This window comes from Pseudomonas sp. NPDC089554, from assembly GCF_050280645.1.
Lineage (GTDB): Bacteria > Pseudomonadota > Gammaproteobacteria > Pseudomonadales > Pseudomonadaceae > Aquipseudomonas.
Genome location: NZ_JBNNVR010000001.1, coordinates 108,122 through 134,079, shown reverse-complemented (window position 1 = coordinate 134,079; position 25,958 = coordinate 108,122). Strand labels below are relative to the sequence as shown.

Genomic DNA, 25,958 nt, shown 5'->3' with positions numbered 1-25,958 from the left:
CGAAGGCTAATGGCTAGCACGGAAATAGGGAATAGCCCTGAAGAGGGGGCGAGGGAAAATGTCAGGGAATGGCGTTTGCCTGAATGAAAAGGGCGGCGCAAGCCTTTCGGCCTGCACCGCCCTCATGCTGCGTGGCAGGTGTCGTGAGGCAGTTAGACCACCACGCCCTGGCTGCGCAGGTAGTCGTCGTAGGTGCCGCTGAAGTCCACCACGCCATCGGCCGACAGCTCGATGACGCGGGTGGCCAGCGACGACACGAACTCGCGGTCATGGCTGACGAACAGCAGGGTGCCCGGGTAGTTCTCCAGCGCCAGGTTCAGTGCCTCGATCGACTCCATGTCCAGGTGGTTGGTGGGTTCGTCCATCACCAGCACGTTGGGCTTTTGCAGGATCAGCTTGCCGAACAGCATGCGGCCCTGTTCACCACCGGAGATCACCTTGACCGATTTCAGGATCTCGTCGTTGGAGAACAGCATGCGCCCCAGGGTGCCGCGGATCACTTGCTCGCCTTGGGTCCACTGGCCCATCCAGTCGAACAGCGAAACGTCGTCCTCGAAGTCGTGGGCGTGGTCCTGGGCGTAGTAGCCCACTTCGGCGCTGTCCGTCCATTTCACGGCGCCCTTATCCGGGGTCATCTCGCCGACCAGGGTGCGCAGCAGGGTGGTCTTGCCGATGCCGTTGGGGCCGATGATGGCCACGCGCTCGCCGGCTTCGATGGTGACGCTGAAGTCCTTGAACAGCACCTTGTCGTCGAAGGCCTTGGCCATTTTCTCGACGGTCACGGCCTGGCGGTGCAGCTTCTTGTTCTGCTCGAAGCGAATGAACGGGCTGACCCGGCTCGACGGCTTGACTTCGGCCAGCTGGATCTTGTCGATCTGCTTGGCGCGCGAGGTGGCCTGCTTGGCCTTCGAGGCGTTGGCCGAGAAGCGGCTGACGAAGGTCTGCAGCTCGGCGATCTGGGCTTTCTTCTTGGCGTTGTCGGCCAGCAGTTGCTCGCGCGACTGTGTGGCGGCGGTCATGTACTCGTCGTAGTTGCCCGGGAACAGGCGCAGCTCGCCGTAGTCCAGGTCGGCCATGTGGGTGCAGACGCTGTTGAGGAAGTGGCGGTCGTGGGAAATGATCACCATGGTGCTGTTGCGCGCGGTGAGGATGTTTTCCAGCCAGCGGATGGTGTTGATGTCCAGGTGGTTGGTCGGCTCGTCCAGCAGCAGCACGTCGGGGTCGGAGAACAGCGCCTGGGCCAGCAGCACGCGCAGTTTCCAGCCGGGCGCCACTTCGCTCATCGGGCCGAAGTGTTGCTCCAGTGGAATGCCCAGGCCCAGCAGCAGCTCACCGGCGCGGGATTCGGCGGTGTAGCCGTCCATTTCGGCGAACTCGGTTTCCAGCTCCGCGACGGCCATGCCGTCTTCCTCGGTCATTTCCGGCAGCGAGTAGATGCGGTCGCGCTCGGCCTTGACCTTCCACAGCTGGCCGTGGCCCATGATGACGGTGTCGATCACGGTGAATTCTTCATAGGCGAACTGGTCCTGGCGCAGCTTGCCCAGGCGGGTGTTCGGCTCGAGCATCACCTGGCCTGCGGACGGCTCCAGGTCGCCGCCGAGGATCTTCATGAAGGTCGACTTGCCGCAGCCGTTGGCGCCGATCAGGCCGTAGCGGTTGCCGTTGTTGAATTTGACCGAGACGTTCTCGAACAGCGGCTTGGCGCCGAACTGCATGGTGATGTTGGCTGTAGAAATCAAGTGCTTGTCCTGCGGGGGTTCCAGAGGTGTATTTAGGCCCTCTCGTCGGTTTTGGGCCAATCTTGGGCCAATTCGACTCGGGGCGGCAGCTTCTCCAGCTCCCTCCAGTCCGAGGAGGAGCTGATCCATTTCGCGTAGGTAGAGAGCAACATCTCGACGCTGTGGCCGAGCTGGTTTGCGATGAACGCGTGGTTCATCTCAGCCATCAGGCACATGTTTGCGTAGGTGTGGCGGGTGTCGTACTGGCGGCGCTCACGGATGCTCAGCGCCTTGAGCGCTGATTTGAAGTGGCGGATTGTAACACTTGGCTCGTTGATCCACAGCCCACCTTTACTCGGCGGGAAGACAAATGGACTGATGGGGTAGGTGGACTTCGACGCATCTTCCTCAAGTCGGCAATTCTGCGCGCCTGCCGCTTCACTGGGCTCACTCAGCTTTGAATCTGCAGGAGGGGAATCTGGACGGCAGACTACCCTCCTGAAACTTCAGAGCCTGTACTGAATGGTGTAGGACTCATCGTCTCTCGGATCTATCGTTATAGGAATGCCGAAGAGCTTTCCTCGACAATCACTGACAATGCACCGATACACATTTCCCTGCTGGAGCTGGTTCCACAGCCCTTCGTCATGTATCGCAATCTGCAACACACGGTTGTTCGGATCCTCTCTGACCTGAGCAACGTGATGGTCCAGGTCGCACCCGAATTCAGCAGTGGTAAACTCAGGATCGTAGCCGATCAGCACGCCGTGCCTTTTCAGATCGTCCCGAATACGCTCAATCACGTCGTCTGCTTCTTGTTTTAGCATGATCGTTATCTCGCGATGTTGTACTCATCAAAACTCTAGCTGAGCCTGATGGTTTTCGTTGTTTATTGGGGCAATCAACGACTCACTCTCATTCTTGGCATTCCCCATGGCCTTGCCGACTTGATACCACCGGAAATCCGCTGCTGGTGTGCGGCCCCGTTCCAGGATTGCCCCAGCCCCGCCTCAGCCCAGGCATTGATCGGATCGAAACCTTTACCCTTTGCCCAGAATGGCGACCATCCCCACTTGATGCGATCCACGCTCAAGCCGTCCGCAGTTTGCTGAATGATCTAGACCCGCGCCGACGGTGCCACGTTGTAACGGTTGATGGGCTCATGGTCGTACCCGTTGATCACCACCTGGTCCGGCGACAGTTGCTGTCGTGCGCCGCGTGGTTCGGCTTCGCTGGCGGCCATATGCATATTTCTAAAGGGTATTTAAATTTAATTTTTTATACCGATAGTATCCGCGTTCGTGAGTCGGGCTCTGACTCGCCACCCATAGAACGCGCCCCTGAGAGGGCGACACCCAACACTTAGGAGCGCACCATGAAATACAACCGCCTGGCCGCTGCATTGGGCCTGCTTGGGGTACTGGCCTTGCCCCTGGCTGCACACGCCGAAGGCAAGATCAGCATCGCGCAGCAATTTGGCATCGGCTACCTGGTGCTGCATGTGGTCAAGGACCAACAGTTGATCGAGAAACACGCCAAGGCACAGGGGTTGGACGACATCGAAGTCGAGTGGCGGACCATTTCCGGCGCCACGGCGATGAACGAGGCCTTGCTGGCCGGCGCCATCGATGTGGTTTCGGCAGGTGTGCCGCCGATGCTCACGGTCTGGGACCGCACCGCGGGTCGACAGAACGTCAAGGCCGTTGCCGCGTTGGGTTCGCTGCCGGGCTATGTGCTGAGCAATCGCGAGGGCGTCAAGACGCTGAAGGACTTGTCGGACAAAGACCGCATCGCCGTACCTGCAGCGGGGGTTGGCTTCCAATCGCGCACCTTGCAGATCGAAACCGCCAAGCTCTATGGCAACGCGGATTTCCAGCGTTTCGACAAAATCTCCGTCAGCCTGCCGCACCCGGACGCAACCGCCGCGCTGATCAAGGGCGGCTCGGAAATCACCACGCACTTCTCCAGTCCGCCATTTCAGTACCAAGCCTTGGAAAACCCCAAGGTGCACAAGCTGATCAGCAGCTACGACATCCTTGGCGGCCAAGCCACCTTCAACGTGCTGTACGCCACCGAGAAATTCCACGACCAGAACCCCAAGACCTACAAGGCGTTCTACGACGCACTGGTTGAGGCCGAGCAGATCATCAAGGCGGATAAGGCCGCAGCTGCCGAGACCTACATCCGCGTGGAAAACTCCAAGCTGCCGCTGGATTTCGTGCGCAAGATCATCGAAGACCCGGAAAACGACTTCACCGTGTCGCCGCAGCGCACCTTCATCTATGCCCAGAAGCTGCATGAGCTGGGTGTGCTGAAGAACAAGGCCGAGTCCTGGAAGGACTATTTCTTCCCTGAGGCCTACGTGAACCCGGGGAGCTGATCACAAGGCATGGGTGCAAGCCATGGGCGGTTCCGGTAACGTGCACCGCTCGCGCCCGCCGACAGGAACCTGTGATGCCCTCTGCCTTTACCCTCATGCAATCGCCCGTCGGCGTCCTCACCCTGGTAGCGCGCGGCGATTGCCTGGCGGCGGTGCTCTGGGAGCAGGAGCGGGAAAACCGCGTGCGCCTGGGTGAGCTACACCGCGATGACCGCCACCCGGTGCTGCTGGAAACCGCGCGGCAGCTGGGTGAGTACTTCGCAGGTCAGCGTCAGCGCTTCGAGCTGCCCCTGAATTTTGCTGGCACCGAGTTCCAGCGCCAGGTGTGGGCCGCCTTGCTGACCATTCCGTTTGGCGAAACCCGCAGCTACAGCGATATCGCCCAGCAGCTTGGCAACCCCAAGGCGGTGCGGGCGGTGGGCGCGGCCAACGGGCGCAACCCGATTTCGATCATCGCGCCTTGCCACCGGGTAATCGGCGCTTCAGGTAGCCTCACGGGGTTCGCGGGGGGCTTGCAGGCCAAGCAGTATCTGTTGGCCTTGGAGGGGCGGGAAAGCCTGACGCTGGGCTTCTAGTCCAGCCACCAGGCCAGAGCGCACAACAGCAGTGTCAGCACGCTGCCAGCGAACAGGCTGTAGTACACGCGGGCTCGCTGCGCGTGGGCCTGCACTTCACGAAAATACTGCGCCTTGGGCGGGGCGCCGGGGTGATGGCGCAAGCCTTCGGCGAGATCGACCAACCGACCGCGGATCAACAGGCCGACGAAATAGTAGGTCGAGGCATAACTGGCCAGCGCCAGCAGCAGGTACTTCACAGGTGTCCATCCTTGGCCGATACGAGCGGCGAGGATACTACCTGGCGATAGACCTTCACCAGCGCCTGCTCAGGAAGCCGGGCGTTGCGCGAAGCGCTGGCGGAACCAGTCGCCGAGCATGCTTTTTTCTGCGTAGAGGCGGTCGCTGCTGGCTTGGCGGCCTGGGCGGCTGAGGTACATCTTGTCGCTGACCCGTTCTTCGGCCTGCTGGTCGGGGCGGCCCGGCTGGCTCAGGGTGTAGCTCAGGTCGATGCTCGGCCAAGTGATTTCACGCATGAAGCGCACATCATAGGCGCGACTGTTCCAGGGCTCGTAGCGGCCCGCCAGATCGATGTCACGGATATCGATGCGCAACTGTTGCCCGGGTGGCAGGTAGCGCAGGGCCAGCTTTTGCAGGTGTTCGGTGAGGGCCTTGATCACCTGGGCGTCGGCACCGCGCTCGTAGCCGCGGCTGTCCAGGCTGGCGTCGCGGAATTTCTCGGGGTGGTCGAAGTGCACCTCGACGTTTGCAGGCGTGGCCTGCTGAGGTGGCGTGCCTTGTGCCATGCTGTTGCAAGTGAGGCTCATGAGCACGGCACTGGCGAGGAGGTAGCGCATGGTGCGTCTCCGGGAATGAGTGTCACACGCCTATTCTACGCCCGGCGCTGTGCGCATGCAGCAGAGGACAAACGTAATGGCTCGGTTTCAGCAGGTAGCGGCCAACGACAAAGGGCGTGACCTGGCGGTGGGTGATATTCATGGCCACTTCCACCGCTTGCAGCAGCGCCTGGACGAGGTGGGCTTCGACCCGGCCGTCGACCGGCTGTTCAGCGTCGGTGACCTGGTCGACCGTGGCCCTGACAGCGAGCAGGCGCTGGTGTGGCTGGCCAAGCCCTGGTTCCATGCCGTGCAGGGCAATCATGAAGCCTTGGCGGTGAACCTGGTGCGGGGCGGGCGCCTGGACCTTGGGATGTACCGTGCGGCAGGTGGCGGTTGGTTCATCGACCTGCCCAGGGCCGAGCAAGAGCGCTTCGTCGAGGCGTTCGCGCAGATGCCGCTGGCCTTGGAGGTGCAGACGGCGACAGGGCGGGTGGGGCTGCTACATGCCGACAGCCCGTTCGACGATTGGTCGGTGTTGCGCGCGAATCTTTTGGCAGGCGACGACCCCGAGGTGCGGGAGGTGTGCCAGTGGTCGCGACGGCGCCTGCGTGAGGATGACGAGCGCCCGGTGGCTGGCCTGCGTGCGCTGCTGGTGGGGCATACGCCGATGCTCAAGGCCAAGGTGCTCGGCAATGTCTGGCACCTCGATACCGGCGGCTGGGGCAGTGGCTCCTTCACCTTGTTGGAGTTGGACGAGCTGCGGCTGCTATAGGGCAACTCAGTCGCGGTAGAAGACCTGCACCAGGTGGTAACCGAACTTGCTCTTGACCGGCCCGTGTATCTCGCGCAAGGCCTTCTTGAAGATCACCTGGTCGATGGCGCCCACCATTTGCCCCGGACGCACCTCACCCAAGTCGCCACCACGCTTGCCGGAAGGGCAGGTGGAGAATTTCTTGGCCAGCACATCGAACGCCTCGCCCTTGGCCAGGCGCTGTTTCAGCTGTTCGGCCTCGGCGGCGGTCTTGACCAGGATGTGGCGGGCTTGGGCTTTCATGGGGGGGGTACCTGCATGTGCTACGAAAAAAAGGCGGCCATTATGCCTGAAATGGCCGCCATTCGGTCGCTCAACCCTGTTCGCGCAGCTCCGGCCGGTCGCGGAACTGCTCCAGCGCCTCGGGGTTGGCCAGCGCATCGGTGTTCTTCACTGGCTGGCCGTGCACCACGTTGCGAATCGCCAGTTCCACCAGCTTGCCGCTGATGGTCCGCGGGATGTCGTTGACCTGGGCGATCACCGCCGGCACATGGCGCGGCGTGGTGTATTGGCGGATGACCTGACGGATGCGTTGGCGCAGGGGTTCGTCCAGGGCCAAACCTTCACGCAGGCGCACGAACAGCACCACCCGCACATCGCCGTGCCAGTCCTGGCCGATGGCCACGCTTTCCAGCACTTCCTCGACCTTTTCCACCTGGCGGTAGATCTCCGCCGTGCCAATGCGCACGCCACCGGGGTTGAGCACGGCGTCCGAGCGGCCATGGATGACCATGCCGCCGCTGGCGGTCTGCTCGGCGTAGTCGCCTTGTGCCCAGACCCCGGGAAACTGGCTGAAATAGGCGTCATGGTAGCGGCTGCCATCGTCGTCACCCCAGAAACCCAGGGGCATCGAGGGGAAGTTGCGAGTACAGACCAGTTCGCCTTTCTCGCCACTCACCGGGCGGCCCTTGGCGTCCCACACCTCCACGGCCATGCCCAAGCCCTTGCCCTGGATTTCCCCGCGGCGCACCGGCAGCAGCGGGTTGCCCAGCACGAAGCACGAGACGATATCGGTGCCGCCGGACATCGAGGCCAGGCACAGGTCGGCCTTGAACTTGCCATACACATAGTCGTAGCTGTGCGGCGACAGCGGCGAGCCGGTGGACAGCAGCAGGCGCAGGGTGTCCAGGCGGTGGCTGTGGGCCGGCTCCAGGCCTGCCTGTTCGAGGGCCGCAAGGTACTTGGCGCTGGTGCCGAAGGCGTGCACCCCTTCGGCATCGATCAAATCGAGCAGGCGCTCGGGCCCTGGGTGGAACGGCGAGCCATCGTACAGCACCAGGGTGGCGCCCACCGCCAGGCCGCTGGCCAGCCAATTCCACATCATCCAGCCGCAGGTGGTGTAGTAGAACAACACGTCGTTGGCCGCCAGGTCGTTGTGCAGCCCATGCTCCTTCAGGTGCTGCAACAGCACGCCGCCGGCGCGGTGCACGATGCACTTGGGCACGCCGGTGGTGCCGCTGGAATAGAGGATGTACAGCGGGTGGTCGAAGGGCAGGGCGACGAACCGGGGTTCGCCGCCGGGCGTGAAGAAATCGTCCCACAAGCTGACCTTGGGGGCCTGGAACTCATCGCTGCGGGTACCGAGGCGGGTATGGGGCACCACCAGCAGGTGCTGCAGCGTCGGCAGTTGGGCGACCACCTGGTTGACCTTGTCCACCTGGTCGATGGTCTTGCCGGCGTACTCATAGCCCGCGCAAACGATCAGCAGCTTCGGTTCGATCTGCCCGAAGCGGTCGATGATGTCGTGGGTGCCGAACTCTGGCGATGAACTCGACCAGATCGCCCCCAAGCTTGTGCAGGCCAGCATGGCCACCAGGGTTTGCCAGGTGTTGGGCATGACCGCCGCGACCCTTGTCTCCAGCCTGGATACCCAGGGCGTGCAAGGCGTTCTGCAACCCGGCGACCTGGGCTGCCAGCTGGGCATGGGTGAGGACATGGCGTTGGCCATCCTCGCGAATGGCTACCACCGCCGGGTGCGTGTCGCGGCGGCGCAGCAGGTGCTCGGCGTAGTTCAGCGTGGCGCCGCTGAACCAGCGGGCATCAGGCATGTGTGGGCCTTCGTCGAGCACGGCGGTGGGCGGTGTGTGCCACTGCACATCGAAGTATTCTACGAGGGTTTGCCAGAAATCGACGCGCTGTTCGATGCTCCAGCGGTGCAGGTCGGCGTAGTCGTTCAGCGTCAGGCTGAAGCGGTCGTTGACCTGGCGACGCAAGGTGTCCATGCGGCTGGCGTCGATGCGCGCTTGGGAGGGTTGCCAGAGAGGTGTGTTCATGGCGTTTCTCCTTTGAGGCTGGCGCCCAAGGCGCCAGCTACCAGCAAGGTTAGCCGCTACTGCGCCAGCCACCCACCATCGACGTTCCAGGCCGCCCCGCGCACCTGGCTGCCGGCTTCGCTGCACAGGAACAGCACCAGCTCGCCCAGGTGCTGCGGGGTGACGAAGGCCAGCGACGGTTGCTTCTCGGCCAGCAGGTCGTGCTGCGCCTGCTGCGCATCGCCGCCCTTGGCGGCGCGGTCGTCGATCTGCTTCTGCACCAACGGGGTCAGCACCCAGCCAGGGCAAATGGCATTGCAGGTAACGTTGCTGGTGGCAGTCTCAAGGCCCACCACCTTGGTCAGGCCGATCACCCCATGCTTGGCCGCCACATAGGCCGCCTTGCCGGTCGAACCCACCAGGCCATGCACCGAGGCGATGTTGATGATCCGCCCCCAGCCCCGCTCGCGCATGCCCGGCAGGGCCAGGCGGGTGCCGTGGAACACCGCCGAAAGGTTCAGGGCGATGATCTTGTCCCAGCTCTCTACTGGGAACTGCTCCACCGGCGCCACGTGCTGGATGCCCGCGTTGTTCACCAGGATGTCGATGCCGCCGAACTCGCGCTCGGCCAGGGCGAACAGCGCTTCGATCTGCCCCACGTCGGCGAGGTCGGCCGGGTGGTGCGCGACCTTCACGCCGTGCTTGGCGATTTCGGCGATGGCCGGGTTGGGGTCGCCGAAGCCATTGAGCAGGATGTTCGCGCCCGCCTGGGCGAGCACCTGGGCGATGCCCAGGCCGATGCCGCTGGTGGAACCGGTGACCAGTGCTGTCTTGCCGTTGAGATTCATGCGCAGCTCCTTAGACGATGCCGGTGGCGTAGAAGGTCGCGATGACCACGAATACCGCCAGGGTCTTGATCAGGGTAATACCGAAGATGTCCTTGTAGGCCTCGCGATGGGTGAGGCCGGTGACCGCCAGCAGGGTAATCACCGCGCCGTTGTGTGGCAGGGTGTCCATGCCGCCGCTCGCCATGGAGGCCACCCGGTGCATCACTTCCAGGGGAATATTGGCAGCATTGGCGGCCGCGATGAAAGTATCGCCCATGGCCGCCAGGGCGATGCTCATGCCGCCCGAGGCGGAACCTGTGATACCGGCCAGCAAGGTCACGGTGATCGCTTCGTTGACCAGCGGGTTGGGAATGGCCTTCAACGCATCGGCCAGCACCAGGAAGCCTGGCAGCGAGGCGATCACCGCGCCGAAGCCATACTCGGAAGCGGTGTTCATCGCCGCCAGCAACGCACCGCTGACCGCGCTCTTGGTGCCTTCGGCCAGGCGTTGGCGGATCACCCCGAAGGCGCATACCAGCACCATCAGGATGCCCACCAGCAGCGCGGCCTGTACCGCCCAGATCGCTGTGAGCTTGGTCACATCGCTTTGCAGCGGCGCACTCATGCCCGGCAATTGCAAGCTGTGGCTGGTGCCGTACCACTGTGGAATCCAGTGGGTGAACAGCAGGTTCATCACCCCCACCAGCACCAGCGGCGAAAGCGCCAGCCACGGGTTGGGCAGGTCGATATCGTCGGCGGTCTCCGGTTCGTTGCGCAGCGAGGTGCCGTAGCCTTCGCCCTTGCGCAGGGCCTTGTTGCGCTGGCGGTGCAGGTAGAGCATGCCGACGCTGAACACGAAAATGGTGCCGATCACCCCAAGCCAGGGCGCGGCCCAGGCATTGGTGTTGAAGAAGGCGCTGGGGATGATGTTCTGGATCTGCGGCGTGCCGGGCAGGGCGTCCATGGTGAAGGAGAACGCGCCCAGGGCGATGGTGGCCGGGATCAGGCGTTTAGGGATGTCGCTCTGGCGGAACATTTCCGCCGCGAACGGGTACACCGCGAACACCACCACGAACAGCGACACGCCGCCGTAGGTGAGCAGGGCGCAGACCAGCACGATCACCAGCATGGCCTGGCGGGTGCCGAGCAGGCGGATAGCGGCGGCGACGATCGAACGCGAGAAGCCCGACAGTTCGATCAGCTTGCCGAACACCGCGCCGAGCACGAATACCGGGAAGTAGAGTTTGATGAAGCCGACCATTTTCTCCATGAACACGCCGGTGAAGGCCGGGGCCACGGCGGAGGGGTCGGTGAGCAGGACGGCGCCGAGGGCGGCGATGGGGGCGAAGAGGATTACGCTGTAGCCGCGGTAGGCGGCGAGCATCAGCAGCGCCAATGCGGCGAGGGCGATGAGCACGGTCATCTGGGTGTATCTCCTGGGTGAGTCTTGTTTTTATTGGGCTGTGTGGAGATAGCGGGAATCGTGCCAATCTTTAAGCTATTGATTTTTATCGATTAAATTTGTTTTTGGCACAAATGGATCTCCAATGCGAGACTGCGTCGCTCAGGTTTGCGCTAAACCCTGTAGGAGCGGGCTTGCCCGCGAAGCAGGCGCTGCGGAGGATGGTACCGGCAACGCCGGTGTTCGCGGGCAAGCCCGCTCCTGCAGAATTAGTGGTGTAGCGGAATCTCTGATTTGAAACTCAGGTCTCTTTATTGAGACTGAATGCCTAGCACGACCATCTTCTTGTACAACGTCGAACGTCCCAACCCCAGAGCCCGCGCAGCCTGCGGCACATTCCCCGCATGTTCGGCCAATGCATCGATGATCAACTGCCGCTCGAACCGTTCGCAGGCGTCCCGGTAGCTCATGCGACCGGACTCGGGCGCTGCAAGGCATACCGGCCCCAACGCCGAATGCAGGTCCGCCAGCGCCAGGCGTGGCTGGTCCGCCAGCAAGGTCGCGCGCTCCAGCACATTGCGCAGCTCGCGGATGTTTCCCGGCCAGGCGTGGCGGCCCAACAACGCTTGAGCGTCAGGCTCCAGCTCGTACTGGCTGCCCAGCTCCGCCAGGATCGCCTCGCACAGGGCCGGCAGGTCCTCCAGGCGCTCACGCAAAGGCGGTACCGCAATCGGCAGCACGTTCAGCCGGTAATACAAGTCCGCTCGGAATCGGCCTTGGGCCATCGCCGCCTGCAAGTCGATGGAGGTTGCCGCGATGATGCGCACATCGCTGCGCAGCATCTGGTTCGACCCCACCGGCTCGTACTCCTTCTCCTGCAACACCCGCAGCAGCTTGCTTTGCAGGGCCAGGGGCATGTCGCCGATCTCATCGAGGAACAGCGTGCCGCCCTCGGCCAATTGCAGCTTGCCGCTACGGCCCTTGCGGTCGGCGCCGGTGAAGGCGCCGGGGGCGGTGCCGAAGAACTCGGCTTCCAGCAGCGCTTCGGGGATGGCCGCGCTGTTGATGCTGACGAAAGCCTTGTGCGCCCGCGCCGATGCGGCATGGATGGCATGGGCCAGCAATTCCTTGCCGGTGCCGGTTTCGCCCAGCAACAGCACCGGCGAGTCGCTGCCTGCCCCGCGCCGCGCGCGACGCTTGGCCTCAAGGCTGGCGGCGCTGCTGCCGACGAACTGGGCGAAGCTATAGCGCGCCTGGCGGGCGCGCAGTTGCGAGCGGGTCGAGGCCAGCTCCTGCTGCATGCTCGAGTAGCGCTTGAGCAGCGGCGACAGGCTGCGCAATTCATCGAACAGGGCAAAGCCGATGGCGCCGATCAGCGCGCCCTGGTCGTCGTGGATCGGCAGGCGCATGACCACGAACGGCTCCTTGGCGGTGTCGAGCATGTCCAGCAGGATCGGCTTGCCGTTGGTCACTACCTCGCGCATCAGGCTGCCGGGAATCACCGCCTCGCAGGGCTGGCCGATGGCGCTGGCGGCATCGGCCAGGCCGAAGCGCCGGGCGTAGCGCTCGTTCATCCAGACGATGCGCGCCTGACGGTCGACGATGATGGTGCCTTCACTGGACTGCTCGATGATCTCGAACAGCGAGCGGATTGCCAGTTGGCGGACCTGGGAGTAGTCCTTGAGGCTGTCGTTTTCGTACATGGAGGTCTCTTCAAGGAAAACCGATCAGCGCCGCGGGTCGAACGCCTCGCGCAGCCCATCGCCGATGAACACCAGCAACGACAGGATCAACGCCAGGGCGAAGAACGCGGTAAAGCCCAGCCACGGCGCCTCCAGGTGCTGTTTGCCCTGGGTCACCAGCTCGCCAAGCGAGGCGGAGCCCGCGGGCATTCCGAAACCGAGGAAGTCCAGGGCGGTCAGGGTGGTGATAGCGCCGGTGAGCATGAAGGGAATGAACGTCAGGGTGGCGTTCATCGCATTGGGCAGAATGTGCCGCAGCATCACCTGGCCGTCGGTCAGGCCCAGGGCGCGCGCGGCCTTTACGTACTCCAGGTTGCGCCCCCGCAGGAACTCGGCACGCACCACATCCACCAGGGTCAGCCACGAGAACAGCGCCATGATTCCCAGCAGCCACCAGAAGTCCGGCTCGACGAAGCCCGACAGGATGATCAGCAGGTACAGCACCGGCAACCCCGACCACACCTCCAGCAAGCGCTGGCCGAGCAGGTCGACCCAGCCGCCGTGGTAACCCTGCAGGGCACCGGCGGCCACGCCGATCAACACGCTGACCACGGTCAGGGCGAAGGCGAACAACAGCGACACCCGCGTGCCATACAGCACCCGCGCCAACACGTCGCGCCCCTGGTCGTCGGTGCCCAGCCAGTTGGTGGCGCTGGGCGGGCTGGGGGAGGGTACTTGCAGGTCGTAGTTGGGCGTGTCGGCACTGAAGGGGATGGGCGCGAACAGCATCCAGCCATCCTGCGCTTCGATCAGTTGGCGCACATAGGCACTGCGGTAATCGGGCTGGAAAGGCAACTGGCCGCCGAACTGCTCTTCGGTGTAGCGCTTGAGGGCCGGGGTGTACAGCTCGCCCTTGTAGCTCAGCAGCAGCGGCTTGTCGTTGGCCACCAGCTCCGCACCCAGGCTCAGCACCAAGAGCAGGGCGAACAGCCACAGCGACCACCAGCTGCGACGGTTTTCGCGAAAACGCCGCAGCCGGCGTTGGGCGATGGGCGAGAACATCAGTGCGCCCTCGCGTCGAAGTCGATGCGTGGGTCGACCAGGGTGTAGCACAGGTCGCCGACCAGGCGAATCAGCAGGCCCGCGAGGGTGAAGATGAACAAGGTGCCGAACACCACCGGGTAGTCGCGCGACACCGCCGCCTCATAGCTCATGCGGCCCAGGCCATCGAGGGAGAAGATCACCTCGATCAGCAGGGAGCCGGCGAAGAACACGGTAATCAGCGCCTGGGGCAGCCCGGCCAGCACCACCAGCATGGCGTTGCGCAGCACGTGGCCATACAGCACGCGGCGTTCGCTCAGGCCCTTGGCCCGTGCCGTCACCACGTACTGGCGCGACACCTCGTCGAGGAAGGCGTTCTTGGTCAGCAGCGTCAAGGTGGCGAAGCCGCCGATCACCAGTGCCCCCACCGGCAGCACCAGGTGCCAGAAGTAGTCGGCCACCTTGCCCAGCAGGCTCAATTGGTCGAAGTCATCCGACACCAGCCCGCGCACCGGGAACCAGTTCAGCGAAGTGCCACCGGCGAACAGCACGATCAGCAGCAGAGCGAACAGGAACGAGGGCAGGGCATAGCCGATCACGATCAGCGCGCTGCTCCAGGCATCGAAGCGGCTGCCGTGGCGCACCGCCTTGCGGATGCCCAGGGGGATCGATACCAGGTAGGTGATCAGCGTGGCCCAGAAGCCCAGCGACAAGGTCACCGGCAGTTTCTCAAGGATCAGGTCGGTGACCTTGGCGCCACGGAAGAAGCTGTTGCCAAAATCCAGCCGGGCATATTGGCCGAGCATCAGCCATAGCCGCTCGGGGGCGGACTTGTCGAAGCCGTACTGGCGCTTGATCTCCTCGATCAGCTTCGGGTCCAGCCCGCGAGTGGCGCGGGACTCGCCCTGTATCACCTCGACCTTGGCGCCGGGCGCACCACCGCCGATGCCTTGCAGGCGCGCCACCGCCTGCTCCACCGGGCCGCCGGGGGCGGCCTGGACGATGGCGAAGTTCACCAGCAGGATCGCCAGCAAGGTCGGGATGATCAGCAGCAGGCGCCGCAGGATATAGCCGGTCATGGCGCGCTCTTCCGGCGCTCGGCCATCTGCCGGTCGGTCAGTGCGTTGGGGCTGACCTCCCACCAGGTGTCCAGGCCTTCGTCATAGGCTGCTTGCACTTTGGGCAGGCCGAAGCGGTTCCACCACACCGTCGAGCTGCCCGGTGGGTAATAGTTGGGGATCCAGTAGTAGTTCCATTGCAGCACCCGGTCCAGGGCGCGGGCGTGGCGCAGCATGTCGGCCTGGGTATCGGCGCGTACCAGGCCGTCGAGCAGGCGGTCGACGGCCGGGTCCTTGAGCACCATGAGGTTGTTCGAGCCGGGGTCGTTGGCCGACGCCGAGCCGAAGTAGGTGTATTGCTCCGAGCCTGGCGACAGGGTCACCGGGTAGCCGGTAACGATCATGTCGTAGTCCCGGCCCATCAGGCGGTTGATGTACTGGGCCGAGTCGACATTGCGAATGTTCAGCTCGATGCCGATTTGCGCCAGGTTGCGCTTCCAGGGCAGCAGCAGCCGTTCCAGCCCCGACTGGCCATTGAGGAAGGTGAAGCGCAGCGGCTCGCCCTGGGCATTGACCAGGCGGTCGCCCTCGGGCCGCCAGCCTGCTTCCTGGAGCAGCGCCAGGGCCTTCAGTTGCTGCGGGCGGATGATGCCCGAGCCATCGGTAACCGGCGCCTGGAACACCTGGTCGAACACTTCGTCCGGCACCTGCCCGCGCAGCGGTTCCAGCACCGCGAGCTCCTGGGCATCGGGCAGGGCGCGGGCGGCGAGGGGGGTGTTGGAGAAGATGCTCTGCTGGCGGATGTACATGTTGCGCATCATCTGCCGGTTGCTCCATTCGAAGTCCCAGAGCATGGCCAGTGCCTGGCGCACGCGGCGGTCGTGGAACACTGGCTTGCTCAGGTTGAACACGAAACCTTGGGCTGCCTGGGGCTTGGCCGGGCCCAGGTGGGCGCGCTGCAAGCGGCCATCGTCGAGCTGGGCACTGTTGTAGCCGATGGTGAAGGCGGTGGCGGAGAACTCGCGGTTATAGTCGTAGCCGCCGCCCTTGAGCACCTGGCGTGCGACTTCGGTGTCGCCAAAATACTCGATGCGGATCTTCTCGAAATTGAAGCGGCCGTTGTTCACCGGCAGGTTGCGCGCCCACCAGGTGGGGTCGCGCTCGAAGGTGATGCTGCGGCCGTTGTCGATCCGCCCGATGCGGTACGGACCGCTGCCGACCGGCTTGTCGAAACCGGCGCCGTTGGCGAAGTCGCGGTGCTGCCAGTCGTGCTCGGGCAGCACCGGCAGGGTCGCCAAGTCCAGTGCCAGGGTGCGGCCATGGGGCTGCTTGAAGTCGAAACGCACGCTGCGCGGGTTTTCCACGGTCACCCCGGCCACTTCGGCGAATTGCGTGCGGAATTTCAGGCTGCCCTTGCTCATCAGCAGCTCGAAGGTGAAGCGCACGTCCTCGGCACGCACCGGCTTGCCGTCGGCAAAGGTGGCGCGCGGGTCGATCTCGAAGCGCAGCCAGGCGTCATCGGGGCCACGTTCCATACGCCGGGCGATCAGGCCATAGACGGTGTAGGGCTCGTCAAACGAGCGCTCGGCCAGGGGCGAATACAACCAGCCGTCGACCTGGGTGACGCCGGTGCCTTTGTCGATGTACGGCAGGATATGGTCGAACTGGCCGATCTCGATGGCCGAACGGCGCAGCGTGCCACCCTTGGGGGCGCTGGGGTTGGTGTATTCGAAATGGGTGAAATTGGCGGGGTAGCGCGGGGGCTCGCCATAGACAGTGAGGGCATGGGTAGGGGCGGCCTGGGCTGCCATGGCAAGCCATGACGCCAGGCCCCCTGCCAGCAGGCGGGCGAACAAGTACGCCTCAGTCCTGGCGGCTGGTGACTTCCAGCAGGTGGTAGCCGAACTGGGTCTTCACCGGGCCTTGCACGGTGTTGACCGGGGCGCTGAACACCACGGTGTCGAACTCCTTGACCATCTGGCCTGGGCCGAACGAGCCCAGGTCACCGCCTTGGCGGCTGGACGGGCAGGTGGAGTTGGCCTTGGCGACTTCGGCGAAGTCGGCGCCAGCTTCGATCTGAGCCTTGAGTTCGTTGCACTTCTCTTCGCTGCTGACCAGGATGTGGCGGGCGGTGGCTCGGGCCATGGGAACTACTCCTTGAGGTAAAGCGGCAAGCCTAACTCAGTTGCCTGCGAAATGTCTCGCAAGGCTTGCCGTTGCTTTCCTACAGCCGGCTCTACAGGCGGCCAGCCGCATCGCGCAGCAGCGCGGCGGTCGACTCCCAGCCCAGGCAGCCATCGGTAATCGATACACCGTATTTCAGCGCGCCTTTGCCCAGGGCCTGGCAGCCGTCGAACAGGTGGCCTTCGAGCATCACCCCGACGATCGAGCGGTCGCCGCCCAGGCGTTGTGCCAGCACGTCCTCGAATACCGCTGGCTGGCGCGCTGGGTCCTTGCCGCTGTTGGCGTGGCTGCAATCGACCATGATCCGCGGCGCCAGCCCGGCCTTGGCCAACCCCTGGCGCGCCAGGGCGATGCTCTGGGCGTCGTAGTTCGGGCCTTGGTGGCCGCCGCGCAGCACCAGGTGGGTGTCGGGGTTGCCCAGGGTCTCGATGATCGCCGGGTAGCCTTGCGCATCCATGCCAAAGTGCCGGTGCGGGTGGGCGGCGCTGCGCATGGCGTCGCAGGCGATGCCCACGCCGCCGTCGGTGCCGTTCTTGAAGCCCACGGGCAGTGCCAGGCCACTGACCATCTCGCGGTGAATCTGCGACTCGGTGGTGCGCGCGCCAATGGCCGCCCAGCCCAGCAGGTCGTCGAAGTAGCCGGCGGCCATGGGTTGCAGCAATTCGGTGGCGATCGGCAGGCCGCGTTCGAGCATGCCCAGCATCAGCCCGCGCGACAGCGCGATGCCCGCGTGCATGTCGTCGCTGCCGTCCAGATGCGGGTCGTAGGCCAGGCCTTTCCAGCCCACGGTGGTACGCGGTTTCTCGACGTAGGCGCGCATCACCAGCAGCAGCTTGTGGTCCACCTCGCGGCTCAGGGCGGCCAGGCGGTCGGCGTATTCCAGCGCCGAGCGTGGGTCGTGGATCGAGCACGGGCCGACGATCACCAGCAAGCGTTCGTCGCGGCCTTCGAGGATGGCGCGTACGGCTTGGCGGTGCTGGTGCACTTGATGGGCGAGTTCGGTGGAAAGCGGCATCTGCTGCTTGAGCAGGTGCGGGCTTGGCAGGCGCTGGCTGACAGCGGTGTTGGCAGCCTGGGGCTGGGTCAGGGGCAGGGCGAGGTTGGACGATTGCATGGCATTTTTTCCCTGGGCGGACGGCGGGTGCTTCCCCGCTCGGTCGGCCCTATCGCGGTGTTCGACAGGTACTGGTGTGATTACTGTGCGCAGCATTGCCACCGGTAGTGGACCGAACGGAGGCGGCAGGCTGGCCCGAACGGGATTGGCTAAATCGCCATGCATAGGTGTCGGCGTAGCGGTAGGTGGTGTAGTTCATGGATCTGTCCTCAGTTCGAATCGGTGTGTGAAGGCCCGGAAAAACAAAACCCCCGGTCGGGGAGCCGACCGGGGGTTTGAGTATTCTCATGTTCGGCGGCCCCTCGAAGGTGGGCGCCGGGTGGGAATCGGCGCCTAGTGGCTAAACCAATACCCAAAATAAAAGCTGGCAACGGCGTTACGACCGGCAACAGCCAGCACAGGGCGCGCGATGCGACCGGTGGTGTTGGCGTGATTGCGGGAATGTTTCGACATGTTGCTCTCCAGTGATTGAGGCCGAGCTTACTGCACCTGCAACGGGGTGTTCAATGGATAAATGCTATCGGCCCGATATTAGCTACGACGCAGTCCCTGTAGGAGCGGGCTGCGTCGTTTCGGGAATTTATAGGCTGTAGTGCTTCAGCTCCCGCGCAATCAGCATCCGCTGGATCTCACTGGACCCTTCGTAGATCTGCGTGATCCGCGCATCGCGGTAGTACTTCTCCACCGGGTAGTCCTCAAGGTACCCATAGCCACCATGCACCTGGATCGCCATCGAGCACACCCGCTCAGCCATTTCCGAGGCGAACAGCTTGGCCTGGGAGGCCTCCGACAAGCACGGCTTGCCGGCGCTGCGCAGGCGCGCGGCATGAAGGATGAGCAAGCGCGCAGCATTGACCTGTACCTGCATGTCAGCGAGCAGGTTGGCGATGCTCTGGTGCTCGTTGATCGGCTTGCCGAACTGCACGCGGTCACGCGAGTAGGCCAGTGCCGCCTCGAACGCCGCCCGGGCGATGCCCAGGGCCTGGGCGGCGATGCCGATGCGTCCGCCTTCGAGGTTGGAGAGGGCAATGGCCAGGCCCTTGCCGCGCTCGCCCAGCAGGTTGGCCTGGGGAATGCGGCAGTTGTCCAGGGTCACGGCGCAGGTATCGGAGGCACGGATGCCCATCTTGTGTTCGCTGCGCTCGACCTTGAAACCGGGGTTGTCGGTGGGCACCAGGAAGGCCGACAGGCCCTTCTTGCCCAGCTCCGGGTCGGTGACGGCGAAGACGATCGCCAAGCCTGCCCGGCGGGCGTTGCTGACGAATTGCTTGGCGCCGTTGATCACCCACTGGCCATCGACCAGCTCGGCGCGGGTGCGCAGGTTATGGGCTTCAGAGCCTGCCTGCGGCTCGGTAAGGCAGAAGCAGCCGATCACCTCGCCACTGGCCAGGCGCGGCAGCCAGGCCTGTTGCTGTTCGGGCGTGCCATACGCCAGCAGCGGGCCGCAGCCCACCGAGTTATGGATGCTCATCAGCGCGCCGGTGGCGCCGTCGCCGGCCGCGATTTCTTCCACGGCCAGGGCATAGGCCACGTAGTCGGTGTAGCTGCCGCCGAAGTCCTCCGGCACCACCATGCCGAGCAGGCCCAGCTCACCCATCTTGCGTACCACCGCATCGTCGATCCAGGCAGCCTTTTCCCAGGCCTGGGCATGGGGGGCGATCTCGCCGCGGGCGAAATCCCGGGCCATGTCGCGGATCATGATCTGCTCTTCGCTCAGTTCCAGGTCTTGCATGCTGTGTACTCCCGGCGCTCAGAGGCCTTCGAAGAATTGTTCGACGCGCTTGCGCGATAGCCCGGCCAGGGTCGGCGGGTTCCAGCGCGGCTGCTTGTCCTTGTCGACGATCAGGGCGCGCACGCCTTCGACGATATCGCCGTGCTGGAACCACTGGCGGTCCAGGTGCAGTTCCATGGCGAAGCAGTCTTCCAGGCTCAGGTGACGCCCGCGGCGCAACATTTCCAGGGTAACCGCCATGGCCAGGGGCGAGCGGGTTTCCAGCTGGTCGGCGGTGGCCAGCGCCCAGGCATGGCTGTCGCCGATGGCCACGGCGCGCAACTGCTCGACGATGCTGGGCATGTCTGGCAGGGCGAAGTAGTGGTCGATCACCGGGCGCAGGCGCGCCAGCGGTGCATCGTCGAGCACCTGGGTGCCGAGTTTGGCCAGCAGGCCTTGCAGGTCCTTGAGCGGGTATTCGCCGAAGTGCAGCTGGTCCAGGCCCTGGTCCAGCGCGGCCAGTTGCTCGCTGGCCAGGTACCAGTCGGCCAGGCCGCAATACAGGGCGTCGGCAGCCTGGATGTGTGCGCCGCTCACCCCCAGGTAGGTACCCAGCTCACCCGGAATGCGCGACAGGAAATAGCTGCCGCCGACATCGGGGAAGTAGCCGATGCCCACCTCCGGCATGCCCAGGCGGCTGCGTTCGGTCACCACGCGCAGGTCTGCCCCTTGGGCCAGGCCCATGCCGCCGCCCAGGGTGAAGCCGTCCATCAGCACCAGCACCGGCTTGCGGTAGCGGTGGATGAGCAGGTCGAGGTCGTATTCCTCGACGAAGAAGGTTTCGTGCAGGGTGTCGCCGGCCTTGAAACTGTCGTGCAGCGAGCGGATGTCACCGCCGGCGCAGAAGCCCTTGGGCCCCTCGCCACGCAGCACCACGGCTTGAACATTGGCGTCGTCGGCCCAGGCGTCGAGGTGGCTGCGCAGGCTGCGCACCATGTCGAGGGTCAGGGCATTGAGGCCGGCGGGGCGGTTGAGGGTGAGGTGGCCAACATGGTTGCGAACGTCGACCAGGACGTGGCCCGAGGTGTCGGGCTGAGCTTGCACGGTCATCGCGGACTCCCTGCTTTGTTATTGATTTTCCAAATGAAGTTGGAATTGCGCTGGAGGATCGAGGGATCCTGCCATGCATATATACACTGCACAATTGGCAAATCTGCAGCGGCTGGCTGCATTTTTGTCGCCTGCGCGCAGGCGTAGGGCGCCTCAGGTATGATGCCTGCCTTTTCCCTCGCGAGGCGCCCTTTATGTCCCTGAACGCTGAACAGACCGTTGAGTTCCGCGCATTTGCCGAACAATTGGCCGACGCCGCCGCTGCGGCGATCCAGCCGTACTTTCGTGCAACGCTCGCGGTCGAGGACAAAGGCGGGCGCCTGTACGACCCGGTGACCATCGCCGACAAGGCCGCAGAAGACGCCATGCGTGCGTTGATCCAGGCGCGCTACCCCGAGCACGGCATCCTTGGCGAGGAGCATGGCGCGGCGGTGGGCAGCAGCCCGCTGACCTGGGTGCTCGACCCCATCGACGGCACCCGTGCGTTCATCACCGGGCTGCCGCTGTGGGGCACGCTGATCGCCCTGAACGATGGCCAGCGCCCGGTCATCGGGGTGATGAACCAGCCGTTCACTGGCGAGCGCTTCGTCGGCACCCCTGAAGGTGCCTGGCGCGGCGCTACGCCGCTCAAGACCCGCGCCTGCGCCGACCTGGCCTCGGCGACCTTGATGTGCACCACGCCCGACATGTTCGATACCCCGGCGCGCAAGGCTGCGTTCGAGCAGGTGGCCGGCAAGGCCCGGCTGATGCGTTATGGCGGCGACTGCTACGCCTACTGCATGCTGGCTTCGGGGTTCGTTGACGTGATCGTCGAGGCGAGCCTGCAACCCTACGACGTGCAGGCGCTGATGCCGATCATCGAAGGGGCGGGCGGGGTGATCACCGCGTGGGATGGCAGCTCGGCGCAGAACGGTGGCTGCGTGGTGGCTTGTGGCGATGCGGCGTTGCATGCGCAGGTGGTGCAGATGCTGCGCGGGGCGATGTAACCCGACGGGTACTTGAGCTCGCCGGGGCTGCTTTAGGCACTTTTCCCGATTTGCGCGCTCTATGCATGGCTAGGCCGCGCCGATAACCGGCTCGGCCGTTGACCCCGGACCCCGGTGCCAATGCCCGTTCTCGCCCTACGCCACTGCGCACGCCTGCTGTTGGCAGGCGCCCTGACCACCCTGTGTGCCTGCACCCAGCAGCAGGGCGGCGACATGCTTACCCAAATGCGCGAAGGCAAACCCAGCGAGCTGTTCCAGACCAGCGTCGACCGCCTGGCCACACTGGCGATGCGCGACAACCTCGACAGCCTCTACCTGTTGATGAACAAGCTGTACCAGCGCAACCCCAACCAGTGGAAGCAGGCCGGCTACCTTGACGCTGCCAGCGCCGAGCGGCAGATCCGCGTGGCCATCGAACAACGCACCCCTTTGACCCAACTGGGCAACCGCCGCGACCTGGCGGCCCTGAGCTATGCCTTGAGCCCGGAATTTCAGGGCGACCGAGTTGGTGCCTTCATCTACGCCATCGGCAGCATGCTGATCACCGCACACGGCGGGCGCACCGAGTTCTTCATGACCGACAGCATCGACCCGCTGTTCGTCAACAACGCCGCGCGCAATATCGAGAAAGCCACCTGGATGCTCAGCCAGCGCCAGGACGCCAACGGCGTACTGTTGTTGTTCTCCAATGAAATCTCCGAGGCGGGCAGCAACCTGAGCTTCGCCGTGGAGTTCGGCAAGATCGTCGCGCGCCTGGACTTGCTGGCGCACCTGCTGGATGAACGCTACCGGCGCATTGGCCTGAACTACGCGCAGAGCCTGTTGCTGATGAACTTCCTGCCGGTACAGTAAGGCGCGCTCAGAGCAAGCCTTCGATCGCCTGCCTGTAGCGCTGCCCAGCCAAACGCATGCTGTTGTTGTGACTGGCGCCCGGCACCAGCAGCAGGGTCTTCGGTTCACGCGCAGCGTCGAACAGCTGCTCGCTGAAACGCGGCGGCACGTAGCGGTCGTCCAGGCCGTGCACCAGCAGCAAGGGCATGCCGACGTCCTTGATCTTGTCCAGCGAGTCGAACTTCTGCGACAGCAGCCAGCGCACCGGCAGGCGGGTGTCGGCGACCACGGCGGCGATATCGCCCAGGGACGTGAAGGTCGATTCGAGGATCAAACCGCGTGCAGGCACCGGTTCACCGGTATCCGTTGCCTGCTGCGCCAGTTCGCGGGCCAGTTCCACCGCCACCGCGCCACCCAGCGAGTGGCCAAAGATCAGGCGTTTGCCGGCCTGGGGCTGAAGTTGGGCGAAACGTTCCCAGGCGATGCGCGCATCTTCGTACACCGTGGTTTCGGAAGGCAGGTCGCCACGGCTCTGGCCGAAGCCGCGGTAGTCCACCGCCAGCACCGAGTAGCCCATGGCATGCAGTTGCTCGATGCGGAACATCTGCCCGGTAAGGTTCCAGCGCACCCCGTGCAGGTAGAGGATGGCCGGGGCATCGGCGCGCTTGGCTGGCCACCACCAGGCATGCAGGCTCTGCTCTTCGGTGAAGCTGCGCGGGCGCAGCTCGAGTTCCTGCACGCCGGCCGGCAGGCCCTGGAACCAGCTGGCCTGGCCCGGCTCGATGCGGAACAGCAGTTCGCGCTCCTTGTGTTGCAGCACGCTGCAACCGGCCGGCAGGCCGACCACCAGCAAGGTCACGGCCAACCAGCGAAACCAGCGGCGCTTGAGCGAGGACATCAGGGAATAGGGCATGGCTGACCATCAGCGGGGTAGGACCTGAGGTTTTTATCAGAAGCCAGAAATGCGCTGTGGGAAATATGCCCGAACGGCGCCCCAGGATGTTTGCAATCTGTTTCAAAAAAATGCGTTCGCTGATCGAACGGAGTTAGAGCGCCGCCGGGCCTTTTCCCTCTTTTGAAGACCTTGGTGGCATTGCCGGGTGCTACTGTTTTGCTTAGTGTGGTACGCCAGCCGACCGTCGACTGCCCCGGCGCTGCCTCACCGGCTGGATAGAATGACCGTGAACGACCGCAACCACTGCCCCGAGGCATGTAGGAAGCGGCGACCAGAACAATAACGATGCCGAGTGCCTTGCCTATGGAAAGCCGCCTGTTGAGCGAGCAAAGTCGCGTGTTCCAGCACGCCGACCCCTATGCCGTGTCCGACTACGTCAACCGGCATGTGGGCCAGCATTGCATCGGCCTGTCACGCAGCACCCACCCGCAAGCCAGCCTCAGCCACCGCAAGTTCGCCGACCTGGACCTGTGCCGCATCAGCTATGGCGGCAGCGTGCGGGTCACGTCCCCTGCGCTGGAGACCATCTATCACCTGCAAGTACTGCTCAACGGCAACTGCCTGTGGCGCGGGCACCAGCGCGAGCACCACCTGGTACCGGGCGAGCTGCTGCTGATCAACCCGGACGACCCGGTCGACCTGACCTATTCCCAGGACTGCGAGAAATTCATTCTCAAGGTGCCCACCCGGGTGCTCGACACCTTCTGCGACGAGCAGCGCTGGCAGCGGCCTAGCGGCGGAGTACGCTTTCTGCGCAACCACTACCGGCTCGAGGAGCTGGACGGCTTCGTCAACCTGCTGGCGATGGTTTGCCACGAGGCCGAGGTCAGTGGCTCGCTGCCCAGGGTGCAGTCGCACTACAGCCAGATCATCGCCAGCAAGTTGCTGACCCTGATGAGCAACAACATCCGCCGCGAGCACCTGGACGCCCAGGGCGCTAGCCTGGAGCGGATCCTCGATCACATCGAACGCAACCTCAAGTTCGAACTCTGCGCCGAAACCCTGGCCGAGCAGGCCTGCATGAGCGTGCGCTCACTGTATGCACTGTTCGACCGGCACCTGGGTACCACGCCCAAGCAGTACATCCGCCAGAAGAAGCTCGAGCGTGTGCAGGCTTGCCTGGCGGATGCCAGCTGCCCGGTGCGCAGCGTTACCGAGCTGGCCCTGGACTACGGCTTCCTGCACCTGGGGCGGTTCGCCGAGAGCTACCGGCAGCGTTTTGGTGAACTGCCTTCGGAAACCTTCAAGCGCCGCGGTTAACGCAGCCCCGCCAAATAATCACCAAAGCCCCCGCGTGCCCGGCTGTCACGCCGACTGCTGGTGGCCACGCTGTGCCGGGCGGTCCAGACGATCTGTGCGCCGCAGGCTTGCAGGTCGTGCACCAGTTGCACGTCCTCGTGGGCGGCCAGCGGCTTGAACCCGCCCGCTTGTTGGTATGCCTGGGCATCGATTCCCAGGTTGGCACCATGGATGTGCTGGTGGCCCTCGCAAGCCTGGTAGCGGCTGCGGTATAGCTTGCGCAGGGCGGCGTCTTGCCAGGGTTGCCAGCGTTCGATATGCACCGTGCCGCAGACCGCGTCGGCAGCGCAGGCCAACTGCCAGAGCAGCCAGTGGGCTGGCACGCGGCTGTCGGCATCGGTGCAGGCCAGCCATTGCGCGCCGCGCTCGAGCATGTGCGCGGCACCTGCGCCACGCGCCGTGCCGACGTTGCCGGCGGCCACGCTGAGGGTCTGCGCCCCGTGGCGGCGGGCGATGGCTTCGCTGGCGTCGCTGCAACGGTCCAGTACCACCAGCACCTCGACCTGGTACCCCGCCTGCTCGGCAAAGGCCGCCGCCGTGCCTACGGCCTTCAGGCAATGCCCCAGGCGCCGGGCCTCGTTATGGGCGGGGATGATGACGGCGATCATCAGCAGGTCTCGTCCAGATCGACCAGGCTTGGCTGGCTGGACCAGTACTCCAGCACGAAGTCCGCCTCCTCGTGGCGCAGCAGTGGGTATAGCGGCACATGCCGCGCCAGCCGTGCATGCACCTCGCGGCCATCCTGCGGGCAGCCGGCGATCGGGTGGCGCCAGTGGCAGGCCAGCAGGCCGCCGGTTTCGCTGAGGCTGGCGGCCGAGCGTTCGATCACCTGCAGCCAGTCGTTGGCATCCAGGTAGTAGCCCACTTCGCTGAGCACGATCAGGTCGAACTGGCCGCTGGGCCAGTCATTGGGCAGGCGTGCCTGCTCGACGCTGGCGTGGCGGTATTTGGCTAGGCGCTTGCGGGCCAGGCTCACGGCGGTGGGGTCGATGTCCTGGCACACCAGGTGGGCGCAGCGTTCGGCCAGCAGCGCGCTGAGCTCACCATTGGCGCAGGCAGGTTCGAAGATGCGCTGGTAGCACTGCTGGGGCAGGCAGGCCAGCACCAGGTCGCGTTTGCGCCGCTCGTACCAGCGGGTGCGGAAGGCCCAGGGGTCGTCGTGGTGGGCGTACAACTCGGCGAAGTAGCGGGCATCGAGGCTCAT

General features: G+C 64.5%; 25 protein-coding genes and 2 pseudogenes. 6 read left to right on the top strand and 21 right to left on the bottom strand.

Annotated elements, in window-relative coordinates; genetic code table 11:
• Positions 1-152 precede the first annotated feature (152 nt).
• The 4 genes and pseudogenes from ACQKPE_RS00490 to ACQKPE_RS00475 form a co-directional block, all read right to left on the bottom strand.
• On the bottom strand, positions 153-1,739 hold the full coding sequence (locus tag ACQKPE_RS00490) for an ABC-F family ATPase (RefSeq protein ID WP_427662814.1): 1,587 nt from the start codon (positions 1,737-1,739) through the stop codon (positions 153-155).
• A 32-nt stretch (positions 1,740-1,771) separates the two neighbouring features.
• On the bottom strand, positions 1,772-2,173 hold the full coding sequence (locus tag ACQKPE_RS00485; RefSeq protein WP_427662888.1) for an integrase: 402 nt from the start codon (positions 2,171-2,173) through the stop codon (positions 1,772-1,774).
• Positions 2,174-2,224: 51 nt separating this feature from the next.
• A complete protein-coding gene (locus tag ACQKPE_RS00480; protein WP_427662813.1) occupies positions 2,225-2,545 on the bottom strand; it encodes a hypothetical protein in 321 nt (106 codons plus the stop codon).
• Positions 2,546-2,727: 182 nt separating this feature from the next.
• A pseudogene (locus ACQKPE_RS00475) lies at positions 2,728-2,967 on the bottom strand (SOS response-associated peptidase family protein); the annotation flags it as partial.
• A gap of 126 nt (positions 2,968-3,093) precedes the next feature.
• On the opposite strand from ACQKPE_RS00475, the gene ACQKPE_RS00470 reads away from it, so the two are divergent.
• Together ACQKPE_RS00470 and ACQKPE_RS00465 are read left to right on the top strand one after the other, a co-directional pair.
• Complete coding sequence (locus ACQKPE_RS00470) at positions 3,094-4,098, top strand: ABC transporter substrate-binding protein (protein WP_427662812.1); 1,005 nt, start codon at positions 3,094-3,096, stop codon at positions 4,096-4,098.
• Positions 4,099-4,172: 74 nt separating this feature from the next.
• Complete coding sequence (locus ACQKPE_RS00465) at positions 4,173-4,673, top strand: methylated-DNA--[protein]-cysteine S-methyltransferase (RefSeq protein ID WP_427662811.1); 501 nt, start codon at positions 4,173-4,175, stop codon at positions 4,671-4,673.
• On the opposite strand, the gene ACQKPE_RS00460 is transcribed toward ACQKPE_RS00465, so the two are convergent.
• Together ACQKPE_RS00460 and ACQKPE_RS00455 are read right to left on the bottom strand one after the other, a co-directional pair.
• Positions 4,670-4,912, bottom strand: a complete 243-nt coding sequence (locus tag ACQKPE_RS00460; protein WP_427662810.1) for a hypothetical protein — start codon at positions 4,910-4,912, stop codon at positions 4,670-4,672. The genes ACQKPE_RS00465 and ACQKPE_RS00460 overlap by 4 nt on opposite strands.
• Positions 4,913-4,981: 69 nt before the next feature.
• The gene (locus ACQKPE_RS00455; protein WP_427662809.1) at positions 4,982-5,509 is read right to left on the bottom strand and encodes a DUF3016 domain-containing protein; all 528 of its coding nucleotides are present in this window, start codon (positions 5,507-5,509) and stop codon (positions 4,982-4,984) included.
• A 76-nt stretch (positions 5,510-5,585) separates the two neighbouring features.
• On the opposite strand from ACQKPE_RS00455, the gene ACQKPE_RS00450 reads away from it, so the two are divergent.
• A complete protein-coding gene (locus tag ACQKPE_RS00450) occupies positions 5,586-6,263 on the top strand; it encodes a metallophosphoesterase (protein ID WP_427662808.1) in 678 nt (225 codons plus the stop codon).
• A gap of 6 nt (positions 6,264-6,269) precedes the next feature.
• Here ACQKPE_RS00450 and ACQKPE_RS00445 read toward each other — a convergent pair whose 3' ends face one another.
• From ACQKPE_RS00445 to ACQKPE_RS00390, 12 genes and pseudogenes are all read right to left on the bottom strand, one after another.
• Positions 6,270-6,545 carry a peptidylprolyl isomerase gene (locus ACQKPE_RS00445; protein ID WP_427662807.1) on the bottom strand — a complete coding sequence of 92 codons (276 nt, stop codon included), beginning with the start codon at positions 6,543-6,545 and terminating at the stop codon, positions 6,270-6,272.
• 70 nt (positions 6,546-6,615) lie between these two features.
• A pseudogene (locus tag ACQKPE_RS00440) lies at positions 6,616-8,575 on the bottom strand (acetoacetate--CoA ligase).
• A 56-nt stretch (positions 8,576-8,631) separates the two neighbouring features.
• Positions 8,632-9,402, bottom strand: a complete 771-nt coding sequence (hbdH, locus tag ACQKPE_RS00435) for a 3-hydroxybutyrate dehydrogenase (protein ID WP_427662806.1) — start codon at positions 9,400-9,402, stop codon at positions 8,632-8,634.
• A gap of 10 nt (positions 9,403-9,412) precedes the next feature.
• Entirely contained in the window at positions 9,413-10,804 is a 1,392-nt protein-coding gene (locus ACQKPE_RS00430) for a GntP family permease (RefSeq protein WP_427662805.1), read from the bottom strand.
• Positions 10,805-11,094: 290 nt separating this feature from the next.
• Entirely contained in the window at positions 11,095-12,486 is a 1,392-nt protein-coding gene (locus ACQKPE_RS00425; RefSeq protein WP_427662804.1) for a sigma-54 interaction domain-containing protein, read from the bottom strand.
• Positions 12,487-12,510: 24 nt separating this feature from the next.
• Entirely contained in the window at positions 12,511-13,527 is a 1,017-nt protein-coding gene (locus ACQKPE_RS00420; RefSeq protein ID WP_427662803.1) for an ABC transporter permease, read from the bottom strand.
• Positions 13,527-14,585, bottom strand: coding sequence for a microcin C ABC transporter permease YejB (locus ACQKPE_RS00415; RefSeq protein ID WP_427662802.1), 1,059 nt, complete (start codon positions 14,583-14,585; stop codon positions 13,527-13,529). The genes ACQKPE_RS00420 and ACQKPE_RS00415 overlap by 1 nt, the downstream gene beginning before the upstream one ends.
• Positions 14,582-16,375, bottom strand: a complete 1,794-nt coding sequence (locus tag ACQKPE_RS00410) for an extracellular solute-binding protein (protein WP_427662887.1) — start codon at positions 16,373-16,375, stop codon at positions 14,582-14,584. Before ACQKPE_RS00410 ends, ACQKPE_RS00415 begins: the two co-directional genes overlap by 4 nt.
• A 52-nt stretch (positions 16,376-16,427) precedes the next feature.
• Complete coding sequence (locus ACQKPE_RS00405) at positions 16,428-16,709, bottom strand: peptidylprolyl isomerase (RefSeq protein WP_217885349.1); 282 nt, start codon at positions 16,707-16,709, stop codon at positions 16,428-16,430.
• A gap of 91 nt (positions 16,710-16,800) precedes the next feature.
• Positions 16,801-17,862, bottom strand: a complete 1,062-nt coding sequence (locus tag ACQKPE_RS00400; RefSeq protein ID WP_427662801.1) for a 3-deoxy-7-phosphoheptulonate synthase — start codon at positions 17,860-17,862, stop codon at positions 16,801-16,803.
• Between the two features lie 580 nt (positions 17,863-18,442).
• On the bottom strand, positions 18,443-19,594 hold the full coding sequence (locus tag ACQKPE_RS00395) for an acyl-CoA dehydrogenase family protein (RefSeq protein ID WP_427662800.1): 1,152 nt from the start codon (positions 19,592-19,594) through the stop codon (positions 18,443-18,445).
• Positions 19,595-19,612: 18 nt separating this feature from the next.
• Positions 19,613-20,683: an enoyl-CoA hydratase/isomerase family protein gene (locus ACQKPE_RS00390; RefSeq protein WP_427662799.1), complete on the bottom strand. Its 1,071-nt coding sequence runs from the start codon at positions 20,681-20,683 to the stop codon at positions 19,613-19,615.
• A 194-nt stretch (positions 20,684-20,877) separates the two neighbouring features.
• On the opposite strand from ACQKPE_RS00390, the gene hisN reads away from it, so the two are divergent.
• Together hisN and ACQKPE_RS00380 are read left to right on the top strand one after the other, a co-directional pair.
• On the top strand, positions 20,878-21,669 hold the full coding sequence (gene hisN / locus ACQKPE_RS00385) for a histidinol-phosphatase (RefSeq protein ID WP_427662798.1): 792 nt from the start codon (positions 20,878-20,880) through the stop codon (positions 21,667-21,669).
• A gap of 120 nt (positions 21,670-21,789) precedes the next feature.
• Positions 21,790-22,521: a hypothetical protein gene (locus tag ACQKPE_RS00380; protein WP_427662797.1), complete on the top strand. Its 732-nt coding sequence runs from the start codon at positions 21,790-21,792 to the stop codon at positions 22,519-22,521.
• Between the two features lie 7 nt (positions 22,522-22,528).
• On the opposite strand, the gene ACQKPE_RS00375 is transcribed toward ACQKPE_RS00380, so the two are convergent.
• Positions 22,529-23,413, bottom strand: a complete 885-nt coding sequence (locus ACQKPE_RS00375; protein ID WP_427662796.1) for an alpha/beta hydrolase — start codon at positions 23,411-23,413, stop codon at positions 22,529-22,531.
• A 345-nt stretch (positions 23,414-23,758) separates the two neighbouring features.
• Here ACQKPE_RS00375 and ACQKPE_RS00370 point away from each other — a divergent pair, with 345 nt between their 5' ends.
• A complete protein-coding gene (locus tag ACQKPE_RS00370) occupies positions 23,759-24,715 on the top strand; it encodes an AraC family transcriptional regulator (RefSeq protein WP_427662795.1) in 957 nt (318 codons plus the stop codon).
• Here the strand turns inward: ACQKPE_RS00370 and ACQKPE_RS00365 are convergent.
• Together ACQKPE_RS00365 and ACQKPE_RS00360 are read right to left on the bottom strand one after the other, a co-directional pair.
• Positions 24,712-25,362 carry a glycosyltransferase gene (locus tag ACQKPE_RS00365; RefSeq protein WP_427662794.1) on the bottom strand — a complete coding sequence of 217 codons (651 nt, stop codon included), beginning with the start codon at positions 25,360-25,362 and terminating at the stop codon, positions 24,712-24,714. The genes ACQKPE_RS00370 and ACQKPE_RS00365 overlap by 4 nt on opposite strands.
• On the bottom strand, positions 25,362-25,958 hold the full coding sequence (locus tag ACQKPE_RS00360) for a class I SAM-dependent methyltransferase (protein ID WP_427662793.1): 597 nt from the start codon (positions 25,956-25,958) through the stop codon (positions 25,362-25,364). Before ACQKPE_RS00360 ends, ACQKPE_RS00365 begins: the two co-directional genes overlap by 1 nt.